This is a genomic window from Pseudomonas sp. Tun-23181 (assembly GCF_057415455.1).
Map to the genome: position 1 here is coordinate 1975276 of NZ_CM171630.1, position 16977 is coordinate 1992252.

General features: G+C 65.9%; 18 protein-coding genes. 11 read left to right on the forward strand and 7 right to left on the reverse strand.

Annotated features, from left to right (window positions below; genetic code table 11):
• The first annotated feature begins 20 nt into the window (after positions 1 to 20).
• Positions 21 to 1232 (forward strand): pyridoxal phosphate-dependent aminotransferase, encoded by a 1212-nt coding sequence (locus tag ACDI39_RS09600; RefSeq protein WP_225787097.1) that lies wholly within the window; start codon positions 21 to 23, stop codon positions 1230 to 1232.
• 333 nt (positions 1233 to 1565) lie between these two features.
• Positions 1566 to 2453, forward strand: a complete 888-nt coding sequence (htpX, locus tag ACDI39_RS09605) for a protease HtpX (RefSeq protein ID WP_225787098.1) — start codon at positions 1566 to 1568, stop codon at positions 2451 to 2453.
• Between the two features lie 80 nt (positions 2454 to 2533).
• On the opposite strand, the gene ACDI39_RS09610 is transcribed toward htpX, so the two are convergent.
• Entirely contained in the window at positions 2534 to 3184 is a 651-nt protein-coding gene (locus ACDI39_RS09610) for a thiopurine S-methyltransferase (protein WP_253167569.1), read from the reverse strand.
• Between the two features lie 101 nt (positions 3185 to 3285).
• Here ACDI39_RS09610 and ACDI39_RS09615 point away from each other — a divergent pair, with 101 nt between their 5' ends.
• Positions 3286 to 4053 (forward strand): DODA-type extradiol aromatic ring-opening family dioxygenase, encoded by a 768-nt coding sequence (locus tag ACDI39_RS09615; protein ID WP_253090858.1) that lies wholly within the window; start codon positions 3286 to 3288, stop codon positions 4051 to 4053.
• Between the two features lie 104 nt (positions 4054 to 4157).
• Here ACDI39_RS09615 and ACDI39_RS09620 read toward each other — a convergent pair whose 3' ends face one another.
• Positions 4158 to 5816 (reverse strand): DEAD/DEAH box helicase, encoded by a 1659-nt coding sequence (locus ACDI39_RS09620; RefSeq protein WP_486538491.1) that lies wholly within the window; start codon positions 5814 to 5816, stop codon positions 4158 to 4160.
• A gap of 316 nt (positions 5817 to 6132) precedes the next feature.
• A complete protein-coding gene (locus ACDI39_RS09625; protein ID WP_253080453.1) occupies positions 6133 to 6888 on the reverse strand; it encodes a spermidine synthase in 756 nt (251 codons plus the stop codon).
• A 114-nt stretch (positions 6889 to 7002) separates the two neighbouring features.
• On the opposite strand from ACDI39_RS09625, the gene ACDI39_RS09630 reads away from it, so the two are divergent.
• Positions 7003 to 8349 (forward strand): class II 3-deoxy-7-phosphoheptulonate synthase, encoded by a 1347-nt coding sequence (locus ACDI39_RS09630; protein WP_225787102.1) that lies wholly within the window; start codon positions 7003 to 7005, stop codon positions 8347 to 8349.
• 61 nt (positions 8350 to 8410) lie between these two features.
• Here ACDI39_RS09630 and ACDI39_RS09635 read toward each other — a convergent pair whose 3' ends face one another.
• Entirely contained in the window at positions 8411 to 8632 is a 222-nt protein-coding gene (locus tag ACDI39_RS09635) for a DUF1127 domain-containing protein (protein ID WP_225787103.1), read from the reverse strand.
• Positions 8633 to 8728: 96 nt separating this feature from the next.
• Here ACDI39_RS09635 and ACDI39_RS09640 point away from each other — a divergent pair, with 96 nt between their 5' ends.
• The gene (locus ACDI39_RS09640; RefSeq protein WP_225787104.1) at positions 8729 to 9583 is read left to right on the forward strand and encodes a LysR substrate-binding domain-containing protein; all 855 of its coding nucleotides are present in this window, start codon (positions 8729 to 8731) and stop codon (positions 9581 to 9583) included.
• 28 nt (positions 9584 to 9611) lie between these two features.
• On the opposite strand, the gene ACDI39_RS09645 is transcribed toward ACDI39_RS09640, so the two are convergent.
• Positions 9612 to 10361, reverse strand: coding sequence for a sulfite exporter TauE/SafE family protein (locus tag ACDI39_RS09645; protein WP_225787105.1), 750 nt, complete (start codon positions 10359 to 10361; stop codon positions 9612 to 9614).
• 112 nt (positions 10362 to 10473) lie between these two features.
• On the opposite strand from ACDI39_RS09645, the gene ACDI39_RS09650 reads away from it, so the two are divergent.
• From ACDI39_RS09650 to ACDI39_RS09660, 3 genes are all read left to right on the forward strand, one after another.
• Positions 10474 to 11427, forward strand: coding sequence for a LysR family transcriptional regulator (locus ACDI39_RS09650; protein ID WP_225787106.1), 954 nt, complete (start codon positions 10474 to 10476; stop codon positions 11425 to 11427).
• 57 nt (positions 11428 to 11484) lie between these two features.
• Positions 11485 to 11940: a MarR family winged helix-turn-helix transcriptional regulator gene (locus ACDI39_RS09655; RefSeq protein WP_225787107.1), complete on the forward strand. Its 456-nt coding sequence runs from the start codon at positions 11485 to 11487 to the stop codon at positions 11938 to 11940.
• Positions 11941 to 12071: 131 nt separating this feature from the next.
• Positions 12072 to 12500, forward strand: a complete 429-nt coding sequence (locus ACDI39_RS09660) for an organic hydroperoxide resistance protein (protein ID WP_225787108.1) — start codon at positions 12072 to 12074, stop codon at positions 12498 to 12500.
• A 297-nt stretch (positions 12501 to 12797) separates the two neighbouring features.
• On the opposite strand, the gene efp is transcribed toward ACDI39_RS09660, so the two are convergent.
• Both efp and earP read right to left on the reverse strand, forming a co-directional pair.
• Positions 12798 to 13367 (reverse strand): elongation factor P, encoded by a 570-nt coding sequence (gene efp, locus ACDI39_RS09665; RefSeq protein ID WP_225787109.1) that lies wholly within the window; start codon positions 13365 to 13367, stop codon positions 12798 to 12800.
• A 48-nt stretch (positions 13368 to 13415) separates the two neighbouring features.
• A complete protein-coding gene (gene earP, locus ACDI39_RS09670) occupies positions 13416 to 14549 on the reverse strand; it encodes an elongation factor P maturation arginine rhamnosyltransferase EarP (RefSeq protein WP_486538496.1) in 1134 nt (377 codons plus the stop codon).
• A 131-nt stretch (positions 14550 to 14680) separates the two neighbouring features.
• On the opposite strand from earP, the gene ACDI39_RS09675 reads away from it, so the two are divergent.
• The 3 genes from ACDI39_RS09675 (at position 14681) to ACDI39_RS09685 (ending at position 16847) form a co-directional block, all read left to right on the forward strand.
• Positions 14681 to 15058 carry a hypothetical protein gene (locus tag ACDI39_RS09675; RefSeq protein WP_225787111.1) on the forward strand — a complete coding sequence of 126 codons (378 nt, stop codon included), beginning with the start codon at positions 14681 to 14683 and terminating at the stop codon, positions 15056 to 15058.
• Between the two features lie 2 nt (positions 15059 to 15060).
• Positions 15061 to 15543, forward strand: coding sequence for a GreA/GreB family elongation factor (locus ACDI39_RS09680; protein WP_225787112.1), 483 nt, complete (start codon positions 15061 to 15063; stop codon positions 15541 to 15543).
• A 116-nt stretch (positions 15544 to 15659) separates the two neighbouring features.
• Entirely contained in the window at positions 15660 to 16847 is a 1188-nt protein-coding gene (locus tag ACDI39_RS09685) for an MFS transporter (RefSeq protein ID WP_486538499.1), read from the forward strand.
• Positions 16848 to 16977: the final 130 nt, after the last annotated feature.

Genomic DNA, 16977 nt, shown 5'->3' on the forward strand with positions numbered 1-16977 from the left:
TTCTCAATCGGGATCACATCATGCAGTTCAGCAAATCGAACAAGCTCGCCAATGTCTGCTACGACATTCGCGGCCCAGTGCTCAAGCACGCCAAACGCCTGGAAGAGGAAGGCCATCGCATCCTCAAGCTGAACATCGGCAACCCGGCGCCCTTTGGTTTCGAGGCGCCGGACGAGATCCTCCAGGACGTGATCCGCAACCTGCCCACCGCCCAGGGCTACAGCGACTCCAAGGGCCTGTTCAGCGCGCGCAAGGCGGTCATGCAGTACTGCCAGCAGAAGCAGATCGAAGGTGTCGGCATCGAGGACATCTACCTGGGCAACGGCGTCTCCGAACTGATCGTGATGTCGATGCAAGCGCTGCTCAACAATGGCGACGAAGTGCTGATCCCGGCGCCGGACTACCCACTGTGGACCGCCGCCGTGAGCCTGGCCGGCGGCAAGCCGGTGCACTACCTGTGCGACGAGCAGGCCGACTGGTTCCCCGACCTTGAAGACATCAAGGCCAAGATCACCCCGAACACCAGGGCCCTGGTGATCATCAACCCGAACAACCCGACTGGCGCCGTGTATTCGCGCGAACTGCTGCTGGGCATGCTGGAGCTGGCGCGCCAGCACAACCTGGTGGTGTTCTCCGACGAGATCTACGACAAGATCCTCTACGACGAAGCCGTGCACATCAGCACCGCCTCGCTGGCCCCGGACCTGCTGTGCCTGACCTTCAACGGCCTGTCCAAGTCGTACCGGGTGGCGGGCTTCCGCTCCGGCTGGCTGATCATCTCCGGGCCCAAGCAGCATGCCCAGGGCTACATCGAAGGCATCGACATGCTGGCCAATATGCGCCTGTGCGCCAACGTGCCGGCGCAGCACGCGATCCAGACCGCCCTGGGCGGCTACCAGAGCATCAACGACCTGGTGCTGCCGCCGGGCCGCCTGCTCGAGCAGCGCAACCGCACCTACGAATTGCTCAACGCCATCCCCGGGGTGAGCTGCGTCAAGCCGATGGGCGCGCTGTACGCGTTTGCGAAGATCGACCCGAAGGTCTGCCCGATCCACAACGACGAGAAGTTCGTCCTCGACCTGCTGCTCTCGGAGAAACTGCTGATCGTCCAGGGCACGGCGTTCAACTGGCCGTGGCCGGACCACTTCCGCGTGGTCACCTTGCCACGGGTGGATGACCTGGAGCAGGCGATCGGGCGGATCGGCAATTTCCTGCGTAGCTATCAGCAGTAAGCTCGAATGCCATGGGGGCTGCGGTGCAGCCCATCGCCGGCAAGCCGGCTCCCACAGGGTCCGAGTCGATCACGAATGGTGCGGCTTGCAGGGCCATGTGGGAGCAGCACACCGGCGCGCCGCGAATGGAGCGCGCAGCGTCCCCGCTTGCACCCGTCCGGATGGGATATTCCTTACATCCTGCAACGCTCTATCTTCGAAGCTTCTCAGAATCCTCTGTCATACTCCGCCGGTACACAGTTTGAAATAGTCGACCGGTTGAATCGCCGGGACCCGCCCCTTATATAGCCCGCAGTAAGCGACATTTTCGTCCGTCAGGAGAACGTAACAACCATGATGCGCATCTTGTTGTTTGTAGCCACCAACCTCGCGGTGGTGCTGGTTGCAAGCATTACCCTGAGCCTGTTCGGCTTCAACGGGTTCATGGCGGCCAACGGGGTTGACCTCAATCTCAACCAACTGCTGGTCTTCTGCGCCGTGTTCGGTTTCGCCGGCTCCCTGGTCTCGCTGTTCATCTCCAAGTGGATGGCCAAGATGACCACCGGCACCCAGATCATCACCCAGCCGCGCACGCGCCATGAACAGTGGCTGCTGCAGACCGTCGAGGAGCTGTCCCGCGAGGCCGGCATCAAGATGCCCGAGGTGGGTATCTTCCCGGCCTACGAGGCCAATGCCTTCGCCACCGGCTGGAACCGCAACGATGCCCTGGTGGCGGTGTCCCAAGGCCTGCTCGAACGCTTCTCGCCCGATGAAGTGCGTGCCGTGCTGGCCCACGAGATCGGCCACGTGGCCAACGGCGACATGGTCACCCTGGCGCTGGTGCAGGGCGTGGTGAACACCTTCGTGATGTTCTTCGCGCGCATCATCGGCAACTTCGTCGACAAGGTCATCTTCAAGAACGAAGAAGGCCAGGGCATTGCCTACTACGTGGCGACCATCGTCGCCGAGCTGGTCCTGGGCATCCTCGCCAGCATCATCGTCATGTGGTTCTCGCGCCGCCGCGAGTACCGCGCCGACGAAGCCGGCGCCCAGCTGGCCGGCACCGGCGCGATGATCGGCGCACTGCAGCGCCTGCGCGTGGAACAAGGCATGCCGGTGCACATGCCCGACACCCTGAAGGCGTTCGGCATCAACGGCGGCCTCAAGCACGGCCTGGCCGGCCTGCTGATGAGCCACCCGCCGCTGGAAGACCGTATCGAGGCCCTGCGCCGTCGCGGTTGATCCGGCTGGAACAAAAAAGGGCGACTTCGGTCGCCCTTTTTCTTGCGAACTGGGGCCGCTTCGCGCCCCAAGATGCCCCCTCACCGCTGCAACAGGTAGGCCCGCTCGACCAGGCTCGGCACTCCAGCCTGGATGAACTTCGGGCTGTCCCGGAGCACCTCCTGCTCATCCAGCAGTTCCACTCGCCACCCCGCGAACCCTCGCCGCACTTCATCATCCGCTACGGAAAACGGCGGCCCGTCGAGCCGCGCCTGGTCATAGTCGAGCGTCACCAACAGCCCCTTGCAGGCAGCCGGCAACAACGCCGACAGCAACGCCATGTAGCGCTCACGCATGCTCGGCGGCAGTGCAATCAAGGCCGCGCGGTCATACACACCGACGCAGTCGGCCAGATCCTCGGCCCGCAAGGCGAAGAAATCCCCGCACCACAACTCCACATCGCCGCTGCGCCAGGCTTCGAAATCCCCCTGCACCCTGATTTCCGGCGTCAGGCCATGCTCATGGAAAAACGCCTCCACCGCCCGCCGCGACAGCTCCACGCCCAGCACCCGGTGCCCCTGGCCGGCTAGCCAGGCCAGGTCCAGGGTCTTGCCGCACAGCGGCACCAGCACGCGACTGCCCGGCGCCAGCCCCAGCACGGGCCAGTGGGCCTGCAGGCAGGAATTGACCTGCGCCTGGTGGAAGCCGATCTGGTTGTCTGCCCACCGCTTGTGCCAGAACGCTGGCTCCATGTTCCCTCCCGCTTTTTCGATGAAATACCCGGAAAACTTATATTGGATCTCGATCGGTATCTGATCGAAGATGACCTCATCTTAACCGCCAGGAGCACACCATGCTGCCCAGCCTGTTCATTTCCCACGGATCGCCCATGCTCGCCCTGCAACCCGGTGCCAGCGGACCGGCCCTGGCCGCGCTGGCCAACGCCCTGCCACGGCCGAAGGCGATCGTCGTGGTCTCGGCGCACTGGGAAAGCCAGGCGCTACGGGTGACAGGCCATGCACGACCACAGACCTGGCACGATTTCCGTGGCTTCCCCGCAGCGTTGTATGCCGTGCAATACCCTGCCCCGGGCGATCCCTTGCTGGCCCGGCAGGTCAGTGAGCGGCTGGAGGCTGCCGGCCTGCCCGCCCAGCTCGACCCTGAGCGGCCGTTCGACCATGGTGCCTGGGTGCCGCTGTCGCTGATGTACCCGGACGCCAGCATCCCGGTGATCCAGGTATCGCTGCCCAGCCAGCTCGGCCCGGCGTTGCAACTGCGGGTTGGCCGGGCGCTTTCGGCATTGCGCGGGGAAGGCATCCTGCTGGTCGGCTCCGGCAGCATCACCCACAACCTGGGCGAGCTGGACTGGCATGCCGGGCCGGATGCCGTCGAGCCCTGGGCGCTGGCGTTCCGTGATTGGGTGGTCGAGCGGTTGGGCGAGGATGACCAGGCGGCGCTGCTCGACTATCGGCGGCAGGCACCGTTCGCGGAGCGCAACCATCCCAGCGACGAACACCTGCTGCCGCTGTTCTTCGCCCTCGGGGCTGGCGGCACGTTCGGCCTGGTGCACCAGGGCTTCACCCTGGGGGCGCTGGGGATGGATATCTATCGGTTCGGCTGAAGGCCTGCTGCGACAGTGCAGCGGCCCCAGCATTAACGCTTGCCCCTACCGAGCAGACAAAAAAATCCCCAGCCTGAGCCGGGGATTTTTTCATTGCGCCAGGATCAATCCTCGCGGTAGCGGCGCAGCTTCAGCTGCTTGCCGGCCACGCGGGTGTCCTTGAGCTTGGACAGCAGGCGCTCCAGGCCTTCCTCGGGCAGCTCGATCAGGCTGAAGCTGTCGCGCACCTGGATGCGGCCGATGGCATCGCGGGCCAGGCCACCTTCGTTGAGGATCGCGCCCAGCAGGTTCTTGGCGGCGATGCCGTCACGGGCACCCAGGGCGGTACGGCAACGCACGCGGCCTTCCGGCAGCGGCATCGGCGCACGACGCTCGCGGTCGCCACGCTCGCTGCGCTCACCACGCTCACGCGGGGTGTAGGTCGGTACCAGCGGCTGCTCGCGCTCCACCGAGGCCAGGTCCAGCGCCTGGCCGTTGGTGGCCTTGCGCAGCAGGGCCGCGGCCAGGGCACGCGGGGTGCAACCGAGGTCGGCGGTCAGGCGGTCGAACAGCTCGCCATGGCTGGCTTCCGATTCGGCCACCAGCGGCGCCAGGCTCGCGGTCAGCTTCTTGATACGCGCATCGAGCACGGCCTGCGGGTTCGGCAGGCGGGCTTCGGCGACCTTCTGCCCGGTCACACGCTCGATGACCTGCAGCATGCGCCGCTCACGCGGGGTGACCAGCAGCAGCGCGCGGCCATCGCGACCGGCACGGCCGGTACGGCCGATACGGTGGACGTAGGACTCCGGGTCGTACGGCATGTCGACGTTGAACACGTGGGTGATGCGCGGTACGTCCAGGCCTCGGGCGGCGACGTCGGTGGCGACGACGATGTCCAGGCGGCCATCCTTGAGCGAGTCGATCACCCGCTCACGCTGGTTCTGGGCGATGTCGCCGTTCAGCGCAGCGGCCTTGTAGCCCTTGGCTTCCAGCGCGGCAGCCAGGTCCAGGGTGGCCTGCTTGGTGCGCACGAAGGCGATCAGCGCGTCGAACTCCTCCACTTCCAGCAGACGCAGCACGGCCGGGATCTTCTGGTCGGCGTGGACCATCAGGTGGGCCTGGTCGATCGCGGTGACGGTCTGGGTCTTGCTCTGGATCTTGACGTGCTTCGGCTCGCGCAGGTGACGCTCGGCGATCGAACGGATCGACGATGGCAGGGTGGCGGAGAACAGCACGGTCTGGCGCGACGCGGGGATGGCGTCGAAGATCACTTCGAGGTCGTCCATGAAGCCGAGCTTGAGCATCTCGTCGGCTTCGTCGAGCACCAGGTACTGGACGGTGGAGAGGACTTTCTCGTCGCGGCGCAGGTGGTCGCACAGGCGGCCCGGGGTGGCCACGACGATCTGCGCGCCGTTGCGAATGGCACGCAGCTGTGGGCCCATCGGGGCACCACCATACACGGCCACCACGTTCACGCCCGGCATCTGCTTGGCGTAGGTTTCGAAGGCGGTGGCTACTTGCAGCGCCAACTCACGGGTCGGCGCCAGGATCAGGGCTTGCGGTTCGCGCTTGCTCACATCGATGCGGTTGAGGATCGGCAGGGCGAAGGCAGCGGTCTTGCCGGTGCCGGTCTGCGCCTGGCCGATCATGTCGTGACCGGCGAGGATGATCGGGATCGATTGTTGCTGGATGGCCGATGGCTCTTCATAGCCGGTAGCCAGCACGGCGGCAACGATGTTCGGATGAAGATCGAGAGCGGCGAATCCGCCGGTTTCCTGGGTCATGGGTCTGCCTCTAGGTGCATCCGCAAAGACCCATGCTCCAAAGCTGCACATGCCTTGAAAGACCCGAGGGTCACCCAGGCAGCTTTGGCGGCGGGGATTTGCGAAAACGATTGAAAAAGGAACGTCTTGGGGAGGTCCGCCTAGCGGACGCGCAGCCGAAGCTGGACTCGGAGGATTTGCACCACCTGATTTTAGGGTCCGCTAAAAGACCGGCGCGTACTATACCCGAATTCGCGCCGGGCCGTTAGATTTTTTTCAAGGGCACAGGCCAGCATTCGGCCACCTGCCCGCACAGGCTGAATCGTTTCCCTGCCCGTCAGGTCGCAGCCCGGATTTCCCGGATCAGGTAATCCAGCGAATACCCCAGGCGCGGCGCCAGCGCCTCGGCACGGGCACGGATACCATCAAGGTCCACCGCCTGCTCCAGGTCCGCCGGCACCAGCAGGATCACGTTGCCCTCCTTCACCGGCAGCTCCCAGTAGTGCCGGTGGTACAACCCGCGCAGCAATGCCGCGCCGAGCGGCTTGCCGTCGTCGCCGGCCCATTGGTTGATCACCAGCCAGCCGCCCGGGTTGAGCTGCCTCTGGCAGTTCTCCAAAAAACCCCAGGCCAGGTGGCCGACACCCGGCCCATGGTCGGTGTAGAGGTCGACGAAGATCAGGTCGGCCTTCTCCGCGCTGGGCAGCAACTCGATGGCATCGCCCACCCGCACGTACAGGCGCGGGTCATCGTCCAAGCCCATGAACTCCATGGCCAGGCGCGGCACATCCGGGCGCAGCTCGATCGCCTCGACATCTTCCAGGGGCAGGAACTTCAGACAGGCCTGGGTCAGGGTACCGGCGCCAAGGCCCAGGAACAGCGCGCTCTCCGGCTGCCCGTGGCACAGCGCGCCGACCAGCATGGCGCGGGTGTAGTCGTATTCCAGCCAGCTCGGGTCGGCGGTGAAGGTGCAGCTCTGCTCGATGGCGTCGCCGAACTCGAGGAAGCGATAGTCCTCCACCTCGTACACGCTGATGACGCCGAAGGCATCCTCGACCCGGGCCAGCAGCCGCTCTTCCCGCTCCGTCGTCATTGCTCGCCACCTGCCCCATGCAAAACGCGCATTGTCCGTCAATGCCCTCGGTGCAACAAGCGCAGCGCCAGCTGATACCATGACAGGCAGCCTACCCACGATATCGAGCCCGTGATGAACCGACCCTGGAGCCCCGACAGCTGGCGCACCCTGCCGATCCAGCAGCAACCGACCTACCCCGACGCCGCGCACCTGCTCAAGGTCGAGCAGACCCTGGCGAGCTACCCGCCGCTGGTGTTCGCCGGCGAGGCCCGTGAGCTGCGCCGGCAGTTCGCCGAGGTCACCGAAGGCCGGGCGTTCCTGCTGCAAGGCGGCGACTGCGCCGAGAGCTTCGCCGAGTTCTCCGCGGCGAAGATCCGCGACACCTTCAAGGTGCTGCTGCAGATGGCCATCGTCATGACCTTCGCCGCCGGCTGCCCGGTGGTCAAGGTCGGGCGCATGGCCGGCCAGTTCGCCAAGCCGCGCTCCTCGGGCGACGAGACCATCGGCCAGGTGACCCTGCCCGCCTACCGTGGCGACATCGTCAACGGCATCGGCTTCGACGAGCACAGCCGCGTGCCGGACCCGGAGCGGCTGCTGCAGGCCTACCACCAGGCCACCGCCAGCCTCAACCTGCTGCGCGCCTTCGCCCAGGGCGGTTTCGCCGACCTGCACCAGGTGCACAAGTGGAACCTGGACTTCATCGCCAACTCGGCCCTGGCCGAGAAATACCACCAGTTGGCTGGCCGTATCGACGAGACCCTGGCGTTCATGCGCGCCTGCGGCCTGGACGGCGCACCGCAACTGCGCGAGACCAGCTTCTTCACCGCCCACGAAGCGCTGCTGCTCAACTACGAGGAAGCCTTCGTGCGCCGCGACAGCCTGACCGGCGACGACTACGACTGCTCGGCGCACATGCTGTGGATCGGCGACCGCACCCGCCAGCTGGACGGCGCGCACGTGGAGTTCCTGCGGGGAGTGCACAATCCGATCGGGGTCAAGGTCGGCCCGAGCATGGACCCGGACGAGCTGATCCGCCTGATCGACATCCTCAACCCGGACAACGACCCGGGCCGCCTCAACCTGATCGTGCGCATGGGCGCCGGCAAGGTCGGCGAGCACCTGCCGGGGTTGATCCGCACCGTCGAGCGCGAGGGGCGCAAGGTGCTGTGGAGCTCAGACCCGATGCACGGCAATACCATCAAGGCCAGCAGCGGCTACAAGACCCGGGATTTCGCGCAGATCCTCGACGAGGTCCGGCAATTCTTCCAGGTGCACCAGGCCGAAGGCAGCCATGCCGGGGGGATTCATATCGAGATGACCGGGCAGAACGTCACCGAGTGCATCGGCGGCGCCCGGCCGATCACCGAGGATGGGTTGTCCGACCGCTACCACACCCATTGCGATCCACGGCTGAATGCGGACCAGTCGCTGGAGCTGGCCTTCCTGATCGCCGAGACGCTCAAGCAGGTGCGCCGCTAAGGGGCCGCTTCGCGCCCCAATGCCGTCTAGCTGACTGGCATTGGGGCAATGCCCCCTATCCTCACTTGCGCAACGGATCATCCCAGAACGGCCGCTCAGATTCCCGCAGGATATCCGCCCGGCTCAACCCCAGGTCCTCCAGCGTCGCATCGCTCAGGCTGGCCAGCTCGCGCCGCTGGCGATACAGCTGGTGCCAACGGGCAATCCGCGCCAGCAGCCCACGCCCTACCCCCACGAAGGAAAAGGACGGTTTGCCATACAGGGTGGTGATTTGACCTTTCATCGCGAAGCCCTCCGTGTAGATGGCTTCAGTCTCCTGCCAGGCCTAAGATCAATCCAACGAATGTTTCTGATGCCATGCATCTCGGAGATTGATGCAATGTCCCAGTACCAGAGCCTGGATTCGGACGTGCTGCGCACCTTCGTCGCCATCGCCGAGCAAGGCGGTTTCACCCGCGCCGGCGAGGTGGTCAACCGCACCCAATCCGCCGTGAGCATGCAGATGAAACGCCTGGAGGAAGACATCCTGCAGCGCCAGCTGTTCGAGCGCGACGGCCGCCAGGTGCGCCTGACCGCCGAGGGCCAGGTGCTGCTCGGCTATGCCCGGCGCATCCTCAAGCTGCAGGGCGAGGTGTTCAACACCCTGCGCATGCCGCACATGGTCGGCGTGGTGCGCATCGGCACCCCGGACGACTACGCCATGCGCTTCCTGCCGACGATCCTGTCGAGCTTCGCCCAGGCCTACCCGCTGATCCAGGTGGAGGTGCATTGCGACTCGTCGAAGCAACTGATGCTGCGCCAAGACCTGGACCTGACCATCGTCACCCGCGAGCCCGGCAACGAGATCGGCGAGTTGCTGCGCCAAGAGCGCCTGGTCTGGGCGGCAGCCGAGGGCTTCTGCCCCCAGGAGCAGCGCCCGATACCGCTGGCCTTGTTCAACAGCGACTGCTTCTGCCGCGCCTGGGCGTGCAATGCCCTGCAGGCCCAGGGCGTCGACTACCGCATCGCCTACACCAGCCCGAGCCTGGCGGCGCTGTTCGCCATCGTCACGGCCGGCCTTGCGGTCACCGCGCAACTGCAAAGCCTGATCAGCGGCAACCTGCGCATCCTCGGCGAGAACGAAGGCCTGCCACAGCTACCCCTGGCCAACGTCATGCTGCTGCGCAACACCCAACACCAGTCGCCGATCACCGACTGCATGGCCGGCTACATCATCGAAGGGTTTGCGCCCTGAACCAGCGGCAAGCTGGGAGCTTGCCGCTTCACCCCTCCACCCCCAGCATCACCGCACAGAGCACCAGGAACAGGCAGAACAGCGAGCGCAAGACCTTCTCCGGCAGGGCATGGGCCAGCCGCACGCCCCAGCTGATGCTGAGCAGGCCGCCCACCGCCAGCGGTATGCCCACCGGCCAGGCAACGCTGTGGTGCACGCCATAGGTCACCAGCGTCACCAGGGTGCTGGGCGCGGCCAGGGCCAGGGACAGCCCTTGCGCCACTACCTGGGTGGTGCCGAACACGCTGGTGAGGATCGGCGTGGCGACCACCGCCCCACCCACGCCGAACAGGCCGCCCATGGTGCCGGCGAAACCGCCCAGCACACCCAGCCACGGCCAGGGGTAGCGCAGCTCGCTGCTCGGTGGCGCCAGCGGCAGGAACATGCGCGTCACGTTCCACACCGCCAGCGCGATCAGGAAACCGACGAAGCCCAGGCGCATGGACTGGGCATCGATACCCACCGCCCAGATCGACCCCAGCCAGGCGAACAGGAAGCTGCACACCGCCAGCGGCAACGCATGACGCAACTCGATGCGATTACGCTGGTGATAGCGCCACAATGCCAACAGCACGTTCGGCACCACCATCACCAAGGCCGTGCCCTGGGCCAACTGCTGGTCGAGGCCGAACAGCACGCCCAGCACCGGGATGGCGATCAGCCCGCCGCCAATGCCGAACAAGCCTCCCATCGTGCCCAGGAAGGCCCCCAGGACCACGTACATCAACCACTCGATCATCAGTGCCTCATCCGCCTGTTTGCCAATGGGCGCATGCTAGCGAGTCGGGGCTGGTGGGGAAACGCATAGCAGCGCAAAATGGCTTTGCGTATTTCGCATAAGCAGAGCAACCATGAGCCCCGATGCCCTTACCGAACAACTGAGCCTGTTCCTCGACGTCCTGGAAACCGGCAGCTTCTCCGCCGCCGCCCGCCGCCATCCACTGACCCCCTCGGCCGTGGCGCGGCGTATCGACAACCTGGAGCAGGCCGTAGGCAGCCGCCTGTTCACGCGCAGCACCCACGCCGTGCGCGCCACACCGGCAGGCACGGCCTTCGCCGAACGGGCCCGGCGTATCGTCGAGGAACTGCGCCTGGCCCGCGCCGAGGCGGTGTCGTTGAGCAACGCGCCGGAAGGCCTGATCCGCATCGACGCGCCCGCCGCCTTCGGTCGCCGCCACCTGGCGCCCGCCATCGCCGACTTCCTGGTGGCCTACCCGGGGCTGGACGTGCAACTGCGCCTGATCGACAGCTTCGTCGACCTGCACGGCAGCCACCTCGGCGAAGTGGACCTGGTGCTGCGCGCCGGCCCCCTGGCCGATACTCGCCTGGTCGCCACCCCCTTGGCCTACATGGTGCGCATCGCCTGCGCCAGCCCCGCCTACCTGGCCAGCCGTGGCGTGCCGGCCTGCCCGAGCGAGCTGCCGCAACACGATGGCCTGGACTGGGACGGCCTGGCACCACCGTTCGCCTGGCGCTTCGTGGTGAACGGCCAGACGCGCCTGTACCGCCCGTCGCGCATGCGCATGACCGCCAACAATGCTGAGACCCTGTTGTTCGGCGCACTGGCCGGGCTTGGTATCGCCCACCTGCCCACCTGGCTGATCAGCGACTACTTGGTGCGGGGTGACCTGCTGCCGCTGTTCTGCGACGGCGGCCTGCCGGCGGCGGAAAGCAGCGGCATCTATGCGCTGCGCCTTGCACATGAAACGAACTCTCGCAGCCGCTTGCTGCTCGAATTCCTCAAGAGCCGTTTCAGCCCGGTGCCTCCCTGGGACCTGGCCCTGCGCAGCGAACTGCGTGGATGATGATCGCGCTAACCATCAGCGTGCTAGATTCTTACCTGACCCAATCCAAGGACCTGCATGAACGCCAACACCCAAGCCCCCTGCGACGAGCTGCTGCTGGACAACCAGGTCTGCTTCGCCCTGCACTCCACCTCGTTGCTGATGACCAAGGTCTACAAGCCGCTGCTGCAAGCGCTCGGCCTGACCTACCCGCAGTACCTGGCCATGCTCGTGCTCTGGGAGCAGGACGGCCTGACCGTGGGCGAGATCAGTCAGCGCCTGCTCACCGACCCCGGCTCGCTCACGCCCCTGCTCAAGCGCCTGGAGAGCGAAGGCCTGCTCAAGCGCACCCGTAGCCGCGAGGACGAACGGGTGGTGCTGGTGCAGTTGACCGACAAGGGGCGAGCCCTGCAGGAAGACGCCAAGCGCGTGCCGCACTGCATCCTGCAAGCCAGCGGCCGCAGCGTGGAACAGCTGCAGCAGCTACAGGCCGACCTGCTGGAGCTGCGCGCCAGCCTGCAAAAGAACCTCTGAGGGCTATGCTGTGAAGTGGCCGTTCGGATGAACGGTGAACGATTTATCTTGCGCGCAAAATAATTGCGCGATAATTTAAATCCCGTACCCACCCCCGCGCCATGGCGCACAGCACACAAGCGAGGCTCAAGATGCAAAAGGTCACTCCACTGTACATCGCAGAAGCCACTTCCACCGGCGGTCGCGACGGCACATCGCGCTCCAGCGACGGCAAGCTGGACGTCAAGCTGAGCACCCCCAAGGAACTCGGTGGCGCAGGCGGTGAAGGCACCAACCCCGAGCAGATGTTCGCCGCCGGCTACTCGGCCTGCTTCATCGGCGCACTGAAATTCGTCGCCGGCCAGCAGAAGCAGCCATTGCCGGCAGACAGCTCGATCACCGCCAAGGTCGGCATCGGCCAGATCCCAGGTGGTTTCGGCCTCGACATCGACCTGCACATCAACCTGCCAGGGCTGGCCCAGGCGGATGCCGAAGATTTGGTGGAAAAGGCGCACCAGGTCTGCCCGTACTCCAACGCCACCCGCAACAACGTCGACGTGCGGCTGCATGTGACGGTCTGAGGGGCGGGCTTGCCCGCAAAGCCCCGAACACCGATACCACGCGCACGAAAAACCCGGCCGAGGCCTAATGTCAGTCAGTCAAGCGGCGCTTTGTCATTTTTGGGGCTACCTTGCAGCCCATCGCCGGCAAGCCGGCTCCCACAGGGACCGCGGCGACCACATATGATGCGGTTTGCACGGACAATGTGGGAGCCGGCTTGCCGGCGATGGGGCGCGAAGCGGCCCCAAATGACAACTGAAAGTCTTAACTGACCGGCACTGGGCCGAGGCCGGGTTTTTCGTACACCGCAAGAAGCATTACTTCTTGGAACGGCCCTTGAAGCTGCCGTCGCGGGTGTCGATATCGATCCACTCGTCGATCTCGATGAAGTCGGCAACCTGCAGTTCGGTGCCGTTGGCCAGCTTGGCCGGCTTCATGACCTTGCCCGAGGTATCGCCACGCGCGGCGTTCTCGGTGTAGGTGACCTGGCGGCTGATGGTGGTCGGCAGTTCGACCGATACGACTTTCTCTTCGTACATGGTCAGCGCGCAGACGTCCTGCATGCCTTCCTCGATGTACGGCAGAACGGCGTCGATGTCCTCGGCGTTCAGCTCGTACATGGTGTAGTCGGTGGTGTCCATGAAGGTGTAGGCATCACCGCTGATGAACGACAGGGTGACTTCCTTGCGGTCCAGGATCACGTCGTCCAGCTTGTCGTCGGCGAAGTAGACGGTTTCGGTCTTGTAGCCGGTCAGCAGGTTCTTCAGCTTGGTCTTCATGATCGCGCTGTTGCGACCCGACTTGGTGAATTCGGCTTTCTGGACCAGCCACGGGTCGTTGTCGATCCGCAGTACGGTACCGGGTTTCAGCTCTTTACCAGTTTTCATTACGAAATATCCGAATCTGGATGGATTTATAAAAATCGAGGCCGCATATCATAGCCAATTTCGGTAAAACTGTACCAGCGTCGTGGCAAGGTCCGGCCGAGCGGCCTGCGCGGCGCTCCATTGGCGGGCGTGGGCCTGCAGTTCCGGCCAGTGCCCCAGGGCCCGGCGCCAGGCCTCGCCCATGTCGCGGTCCATGTTCCAGGCACGCCACAGATCGACCAGCGCATCCCCCGCCGCCTGCGACAGGCCCTGGCGATAAAGCCCGAGGAAGGCTTCGAGCTTTTCCCAGTGGGCGTTCTCCTCCTGCACGTAGATGTGCCACAGCAGCGGCCGGCCCGCCCACTGGGCGCGGACGAAGGAGTCCTCGCCGCGCACGGCGTTGAAGTCGCAACACCAGAGCAGGCGGTCGTAGTCGTCCTGGCTGACGAACGGCAGGATCTGCACGGTCAGCGCCCCCTGGCGTCGCACATCGCCGACCGCCAGCCCCGGTTCGCCCAGCCAGGCGCGCACATCGGCGAGGCTGCGCCCCTCGGGCACCAGCAGGTGCGTGGCCTGCCCATCCTCGGCCAGGGCCTGGAGCCAGTTGCCCAGTTGCCCGTTCTCGTAGGCGAACAGCGACATCAGCCGCGCGCCTTCCTCCACCTGTACACCCAGGCCGCCGAGAAACGCCGCGCGCGCCGCCGGGTCCGCCTCGAAGGCCTGGCGCCGCGCCAGCAACCTGGCCTCGCGCAGCAGCCCACCGGTCTTGTCGGTAAAGCCGGGGAAGAAGAACAGCGTGCGCAGCCCATTGGCCTGGGGCGAAGCCAGGCCATGGCAACCCTCCACCCACTCCTCGGCGCTGAGGTATTCCAGGTTCAGCCACAGCGCAGGCACCGGACGCAAGCGCAGGGCCTCGATGTAGTCGGCCGGCAAGCGGCAACCGAAGGCGCCGATCACCACATCGGCGGTGCCGGCCGGCTGCCACTCGGCCGGCCAGCGACGTACCTCGACACCGGCCTGCCACTGCCGCTCGGCCGCAGCCTCGGCCTGCGGACACAGACGCACGAAGGCGTTCAGGTCATCCACCCACAGGCGCACCGCCAGCCCATGCTCGGCCACCAGTTGCCGAGCCAGGCGCCAGGTCACGCCGATGTCGCCGTAGTTGTCGACGACCGTGCAGAAGATGTCCCAGGTGGCTTTCATGCCCACGCCCCTCGCTACGCGGAAAAACCGCGGATTCTGCGGATAAATGCTCGCCGGCGAAAGGGCTGCTGAAAAATGCCTGCCCCGCCATGCGACAATGCGCTCACGACCCGCCCTGCCAGGAGGCCGCCATGCCCCGCCGCGAACTGAAGATAACCCTAAAGCCCCTGCAGCTCATTCTCTGCGTGGCCTTCGGCCTGTGGCTCGGTGCCGTGGCCATTGCCCTGAGCCTGTGGCTGGCCTGGCAATTGTGGCCGCAGCAGGTGCAACCGCTGGCCCAGGCCATCGCGCCGGCCACGGCTGCCCCCGCGCAACCGGCCGATGCCCAGGCCGAGATGTTCGAGCGCTACAAGCAGATCCTGCACCGCCAGCAAATGCAGCAAGCCGCCGAAACCGCCCAGGGCAGCCCACGCAACCTGAACAACCCCAAGTGCCAGTTCTGGCTGCAGCAGAACCGTACCGCGCCCACCGACAAGAGCCAGGCCAACGTGCTGGAGTTCTGCTACTGACCATGGACAAAACCACCCTGCTCGCCCGTATCGTCGAAACCCTCGAACACGACATGGACGTGCTGCGCCGCGCAGCCCAGGCCGCCTACGAGGCCGCCACCGCCGAAGAGAACATCGCCGAGAACAAGTACGACACCCTCAGCCTGGAGGCCTCGTACCTGGCCACCGGCCAGGCCCGGCGCACCGCCGAGATCCGCCAGGCGCTGCTGGCCTACCAGCAGTTGTTGCTGCGCGACTACGATCCGGCGCGTGGGATCCAGGTCAGCAACCTGGTCACCCTGGAGGACGAGGCTGGCCACCCGCGCCGGCTGTTTCTCGGGCCCGAGGGGGCCGGGCTGAAGATTGGCGAGGGCGAGGAGCAAGTGACCGTCATCACCCCGCGCTCGCCCTTGGGGCAGCAATTGCTCGGCAAGCGGCAGGATGACGAAGTGAGCCTGGTGCTGGGTGGGCAGGCGCAGGTGCAAATCGTGGTGGAGGTTGTCTAGGCTGCGAAGCGGCCCCAAATGGCAACTGAAAACCTTAACTGAGGGCAAGCCCGCCGCCAGTTGCTATCATGCCGGCCACTTGCCTGCCTGTTGAACCATCCGCCCCGAGAGCTGCCATGAACGCCCCCGCCCTGAGCCGCGCCCTGATCCTGCTGATGGCCACCGCCACTGGCCTGGCCGTGGCCAGCAACTATTACGCCCAACCGCTGCTGCACAGCATCGCCGAACAGTTCGGCCTGGATACCGCCACCGCCGGTACCATCGTCATCGCCGCCCAGCTCAGCTATGGTGCCGGCCTGCTCCTGCTGGCCCCGCTGGGCGACATGTTCGAGCAGCGCCGCCTGATCGTCGTCATGGTCGCCATCTCCACCCTGGGCCTGGTGATCAGCGCCTGTGCACCGAGCCTGCCCTGGCTGCTGCTCGGCACCGCCTTGACCGGACTGTTCTCGGTGGTGGCGCAGATCCTGGTGCCGCTGGCCGCGGCGCTCAGTTCGCCGGAACAACGCGGCCGGGCCGTGGGCACGCTGATGAGCGGCCTGCTGCTGGGCATCCTGCTGGCCCGCACCGCCGCTGGCTTCATGGCCGAACTGGGTGGCTGGCGCAGCATCTACGTGCTGGCCGCGGTGCTGATGGCCGTGTCCGCCATCGCCCTGTACCGCAGCCTGCCGCAGCACCACAGCCATGCCGGGCTGAAGTACCCGGCGCTGATCGGCTCGGTGTTCCGCCTCTTCATCGAAGAGCCGGTGCTGCGCCTGCGTTCGCTGCTGGGCCTGCTGGCGTTCAGCCTGTTCGCCCTGTTCTGGACGCCACTGGCGTTTCTCCTGGCCCGCGAACCCTACCATTACTCCGACGCGGTGATCGGCCTGTTCGGCCTGGCCGGCGCGGCGGGTGCGCTGTCGGCCAACTGGGCCGGGCGCCTGGCCGACCGCGGTCGCGGGGAGTTGGGCACCACCGTCGGCCTGGTCGCCCTGCTGCTGTCGTGGATACCGTTGGGCTTCGCCCAGACGTCGCTGGTCGCGCTGCTGCTGGGCGTGCTGCTGCTCGACCTGGCGGTGCAACTGGTGCACGTCAGCAACCAGAACGCGGTGATCGTCCTACGGCCGGAAGCGCGCACGCGGCTCAATGCCGGGTACATCACCTGCTACTTCATTGGCGGTGCACTCGGCTCGCTGCTGGGGACCCAGCTGTTCCAGCGCCATGGCTGGACGGGGATCGTCATGGCCGGCGCGGCGATCGGGACGCTGGCCCTGGTGGTCTGGGGGCTGGCCGAGCGCAAGCGCAAGGTGGCTGTCCAGGCCACGTGAGCGCTGGGGCTGCCCTGCAACCCATCGCCGGCAAGCCGGCTTCCACAGGTCTTGCGCCGGTCTCAAGAGCAGCGCGCACCCTGTGGGAGCGGGCTTGCCCACGAATAGGCCCTCACTGACACCCTGCCCA

What these genes read in the sequence shown, in the direction of transcription:
- ACDI39_RS09600 (WP_225787097.1), top strand. Translation starts at nt 21, where the DNA reads ATGCAGTTCAGCAAATCGAACAAGCTCGCCAATGTCTGCTACGACATT.
- htpX (WP_225787098.1), top strand. Translation starts at nt 1,566, where the DNA reads ATGATGCGCATCTTGTTGTTTGTAGCCACCAACCTCGCGGTGGTGCTG.
- ACDI39_RS09610 (WP_253167569.1), bottom strand. Translation starts at nt 3,184, where the DNA reads ATGGAGCCAGCGTTCTGGCACAAGCGGTGGGCAGACAACCAGATCGGC.
- ACDI39_RS09615 (WP_253090858.1), top strand. Translation starts at nt 3,286, where the DNA reads ATGCTGCCCAGCCTGTTCATTTCCCACGGATCGCCCATGCTCGCCCTG.
- ACDI39_RS09620 (WP_486538491.1), bottom strand. Translation starts at nt 5,816, where the DNA reads ATGACCCAGGAAACCGGCGGATTCGCCGCTCTCGATCTTCATCCGAAC.
- ACDI39_RS09625 (WP_253080453.1), bottom strand. Translation starts at nt 6,888, where the DNA reads ATGACGACGGAGCGGGAAGAGCGGCTGCTGGCCCGGGTCGAGGATGCC.
- ACDI39_RS09630 (WP_225787102.1), top strand. Translation starts at nt 7,003, where the DNA reads ATGAACCGACCCTGGAGCCCCGACAGCTGGCGCACCCTGCCGATCCAG.
- ACDI39_RS09635 (WP_225787103.1), bottom strand. Translation starts at nt 8,632, where the DNA reads ATGAAAGGTCAAATCACCACCCTGTATGGCAAACCGTCCTTTTCCTTC.
- ACDI39_RS09640 (WP_225787104.1), top strand. Translation starts at nt 8,729, where the DNA reads ATGTCCCAGTACCAGAGCCTGGATTCGGACGTGCTGCGCACCTTCGTC.
- ACDI39_RS09645 (WP_225787105.1), bottom strand. Translation starts at nt 10,361, where the DNA reads ATGATCGAGTGGTTGATGTACGTGGTCCTGGGGGCCTTCCTGGGCACG.
- ACDI39_RS09650 (WP_225787106.1), top strand. Translation starts at nt 10,474, where the DNA reads ATGAGCCCCGATGCCCTTACCGAACAACTGAGCCTGTTCCTCGACGTC.
- ACDI39_RS09655 (WP_225787107.1), top strand. Translation starts at nt 11,485, where the DNA reads ATGAACGCCAACACCCAAGCCCCCTGCGACGAGCTGCTGCTGGACAAC.
- ACDI39_RS09660 (WP_225787108.1), top strand. Translation starts at nt 12,072, where the DNA reads ATGCAAAAGGTCACTCCACTGTACATCGCAGAAGCCACTTCCACCGGC.
- efp (WP_225787109.1), bottom strand. Translation starts at nt 13,367, where the DNA reads ATGAAAACTGGTAAAGAGCTGAAACCCGGTACCGTACTGCGGATCGAC.
- earP (WP_486538496.1), bottom strand. Translation starts at nt 14,549, where the DNA reads ATGAAAGCCACCTGGGACATCTTCTGCACGGTCGTCGACAACTACGGC.
- ACDI39_RS09675 (WP_225787111.1), top strand. Translation starts at nt 14,681, where the DNA reads ATGCCCCGCCGCGAACTGAAGATAACCCTAAAGCCCCTGCAGCTCATT.
- ACDI39_RS09680 (WP_225787112.1), top strand. Translation starts at nt 15,061, where the DNA reads ATGGACAAAACCACCCTGCTCGCCCGTATCGTCGAAACCCTCGAACAC.
- ACDI39_RS09685 (WP_486538499.1), top strand. Translation starts at nt 15,660, where the DNA reads ATGAACGCCCCCGCCCTGAGCCGCGCCCTGATCCTGCTGATGGCCACC.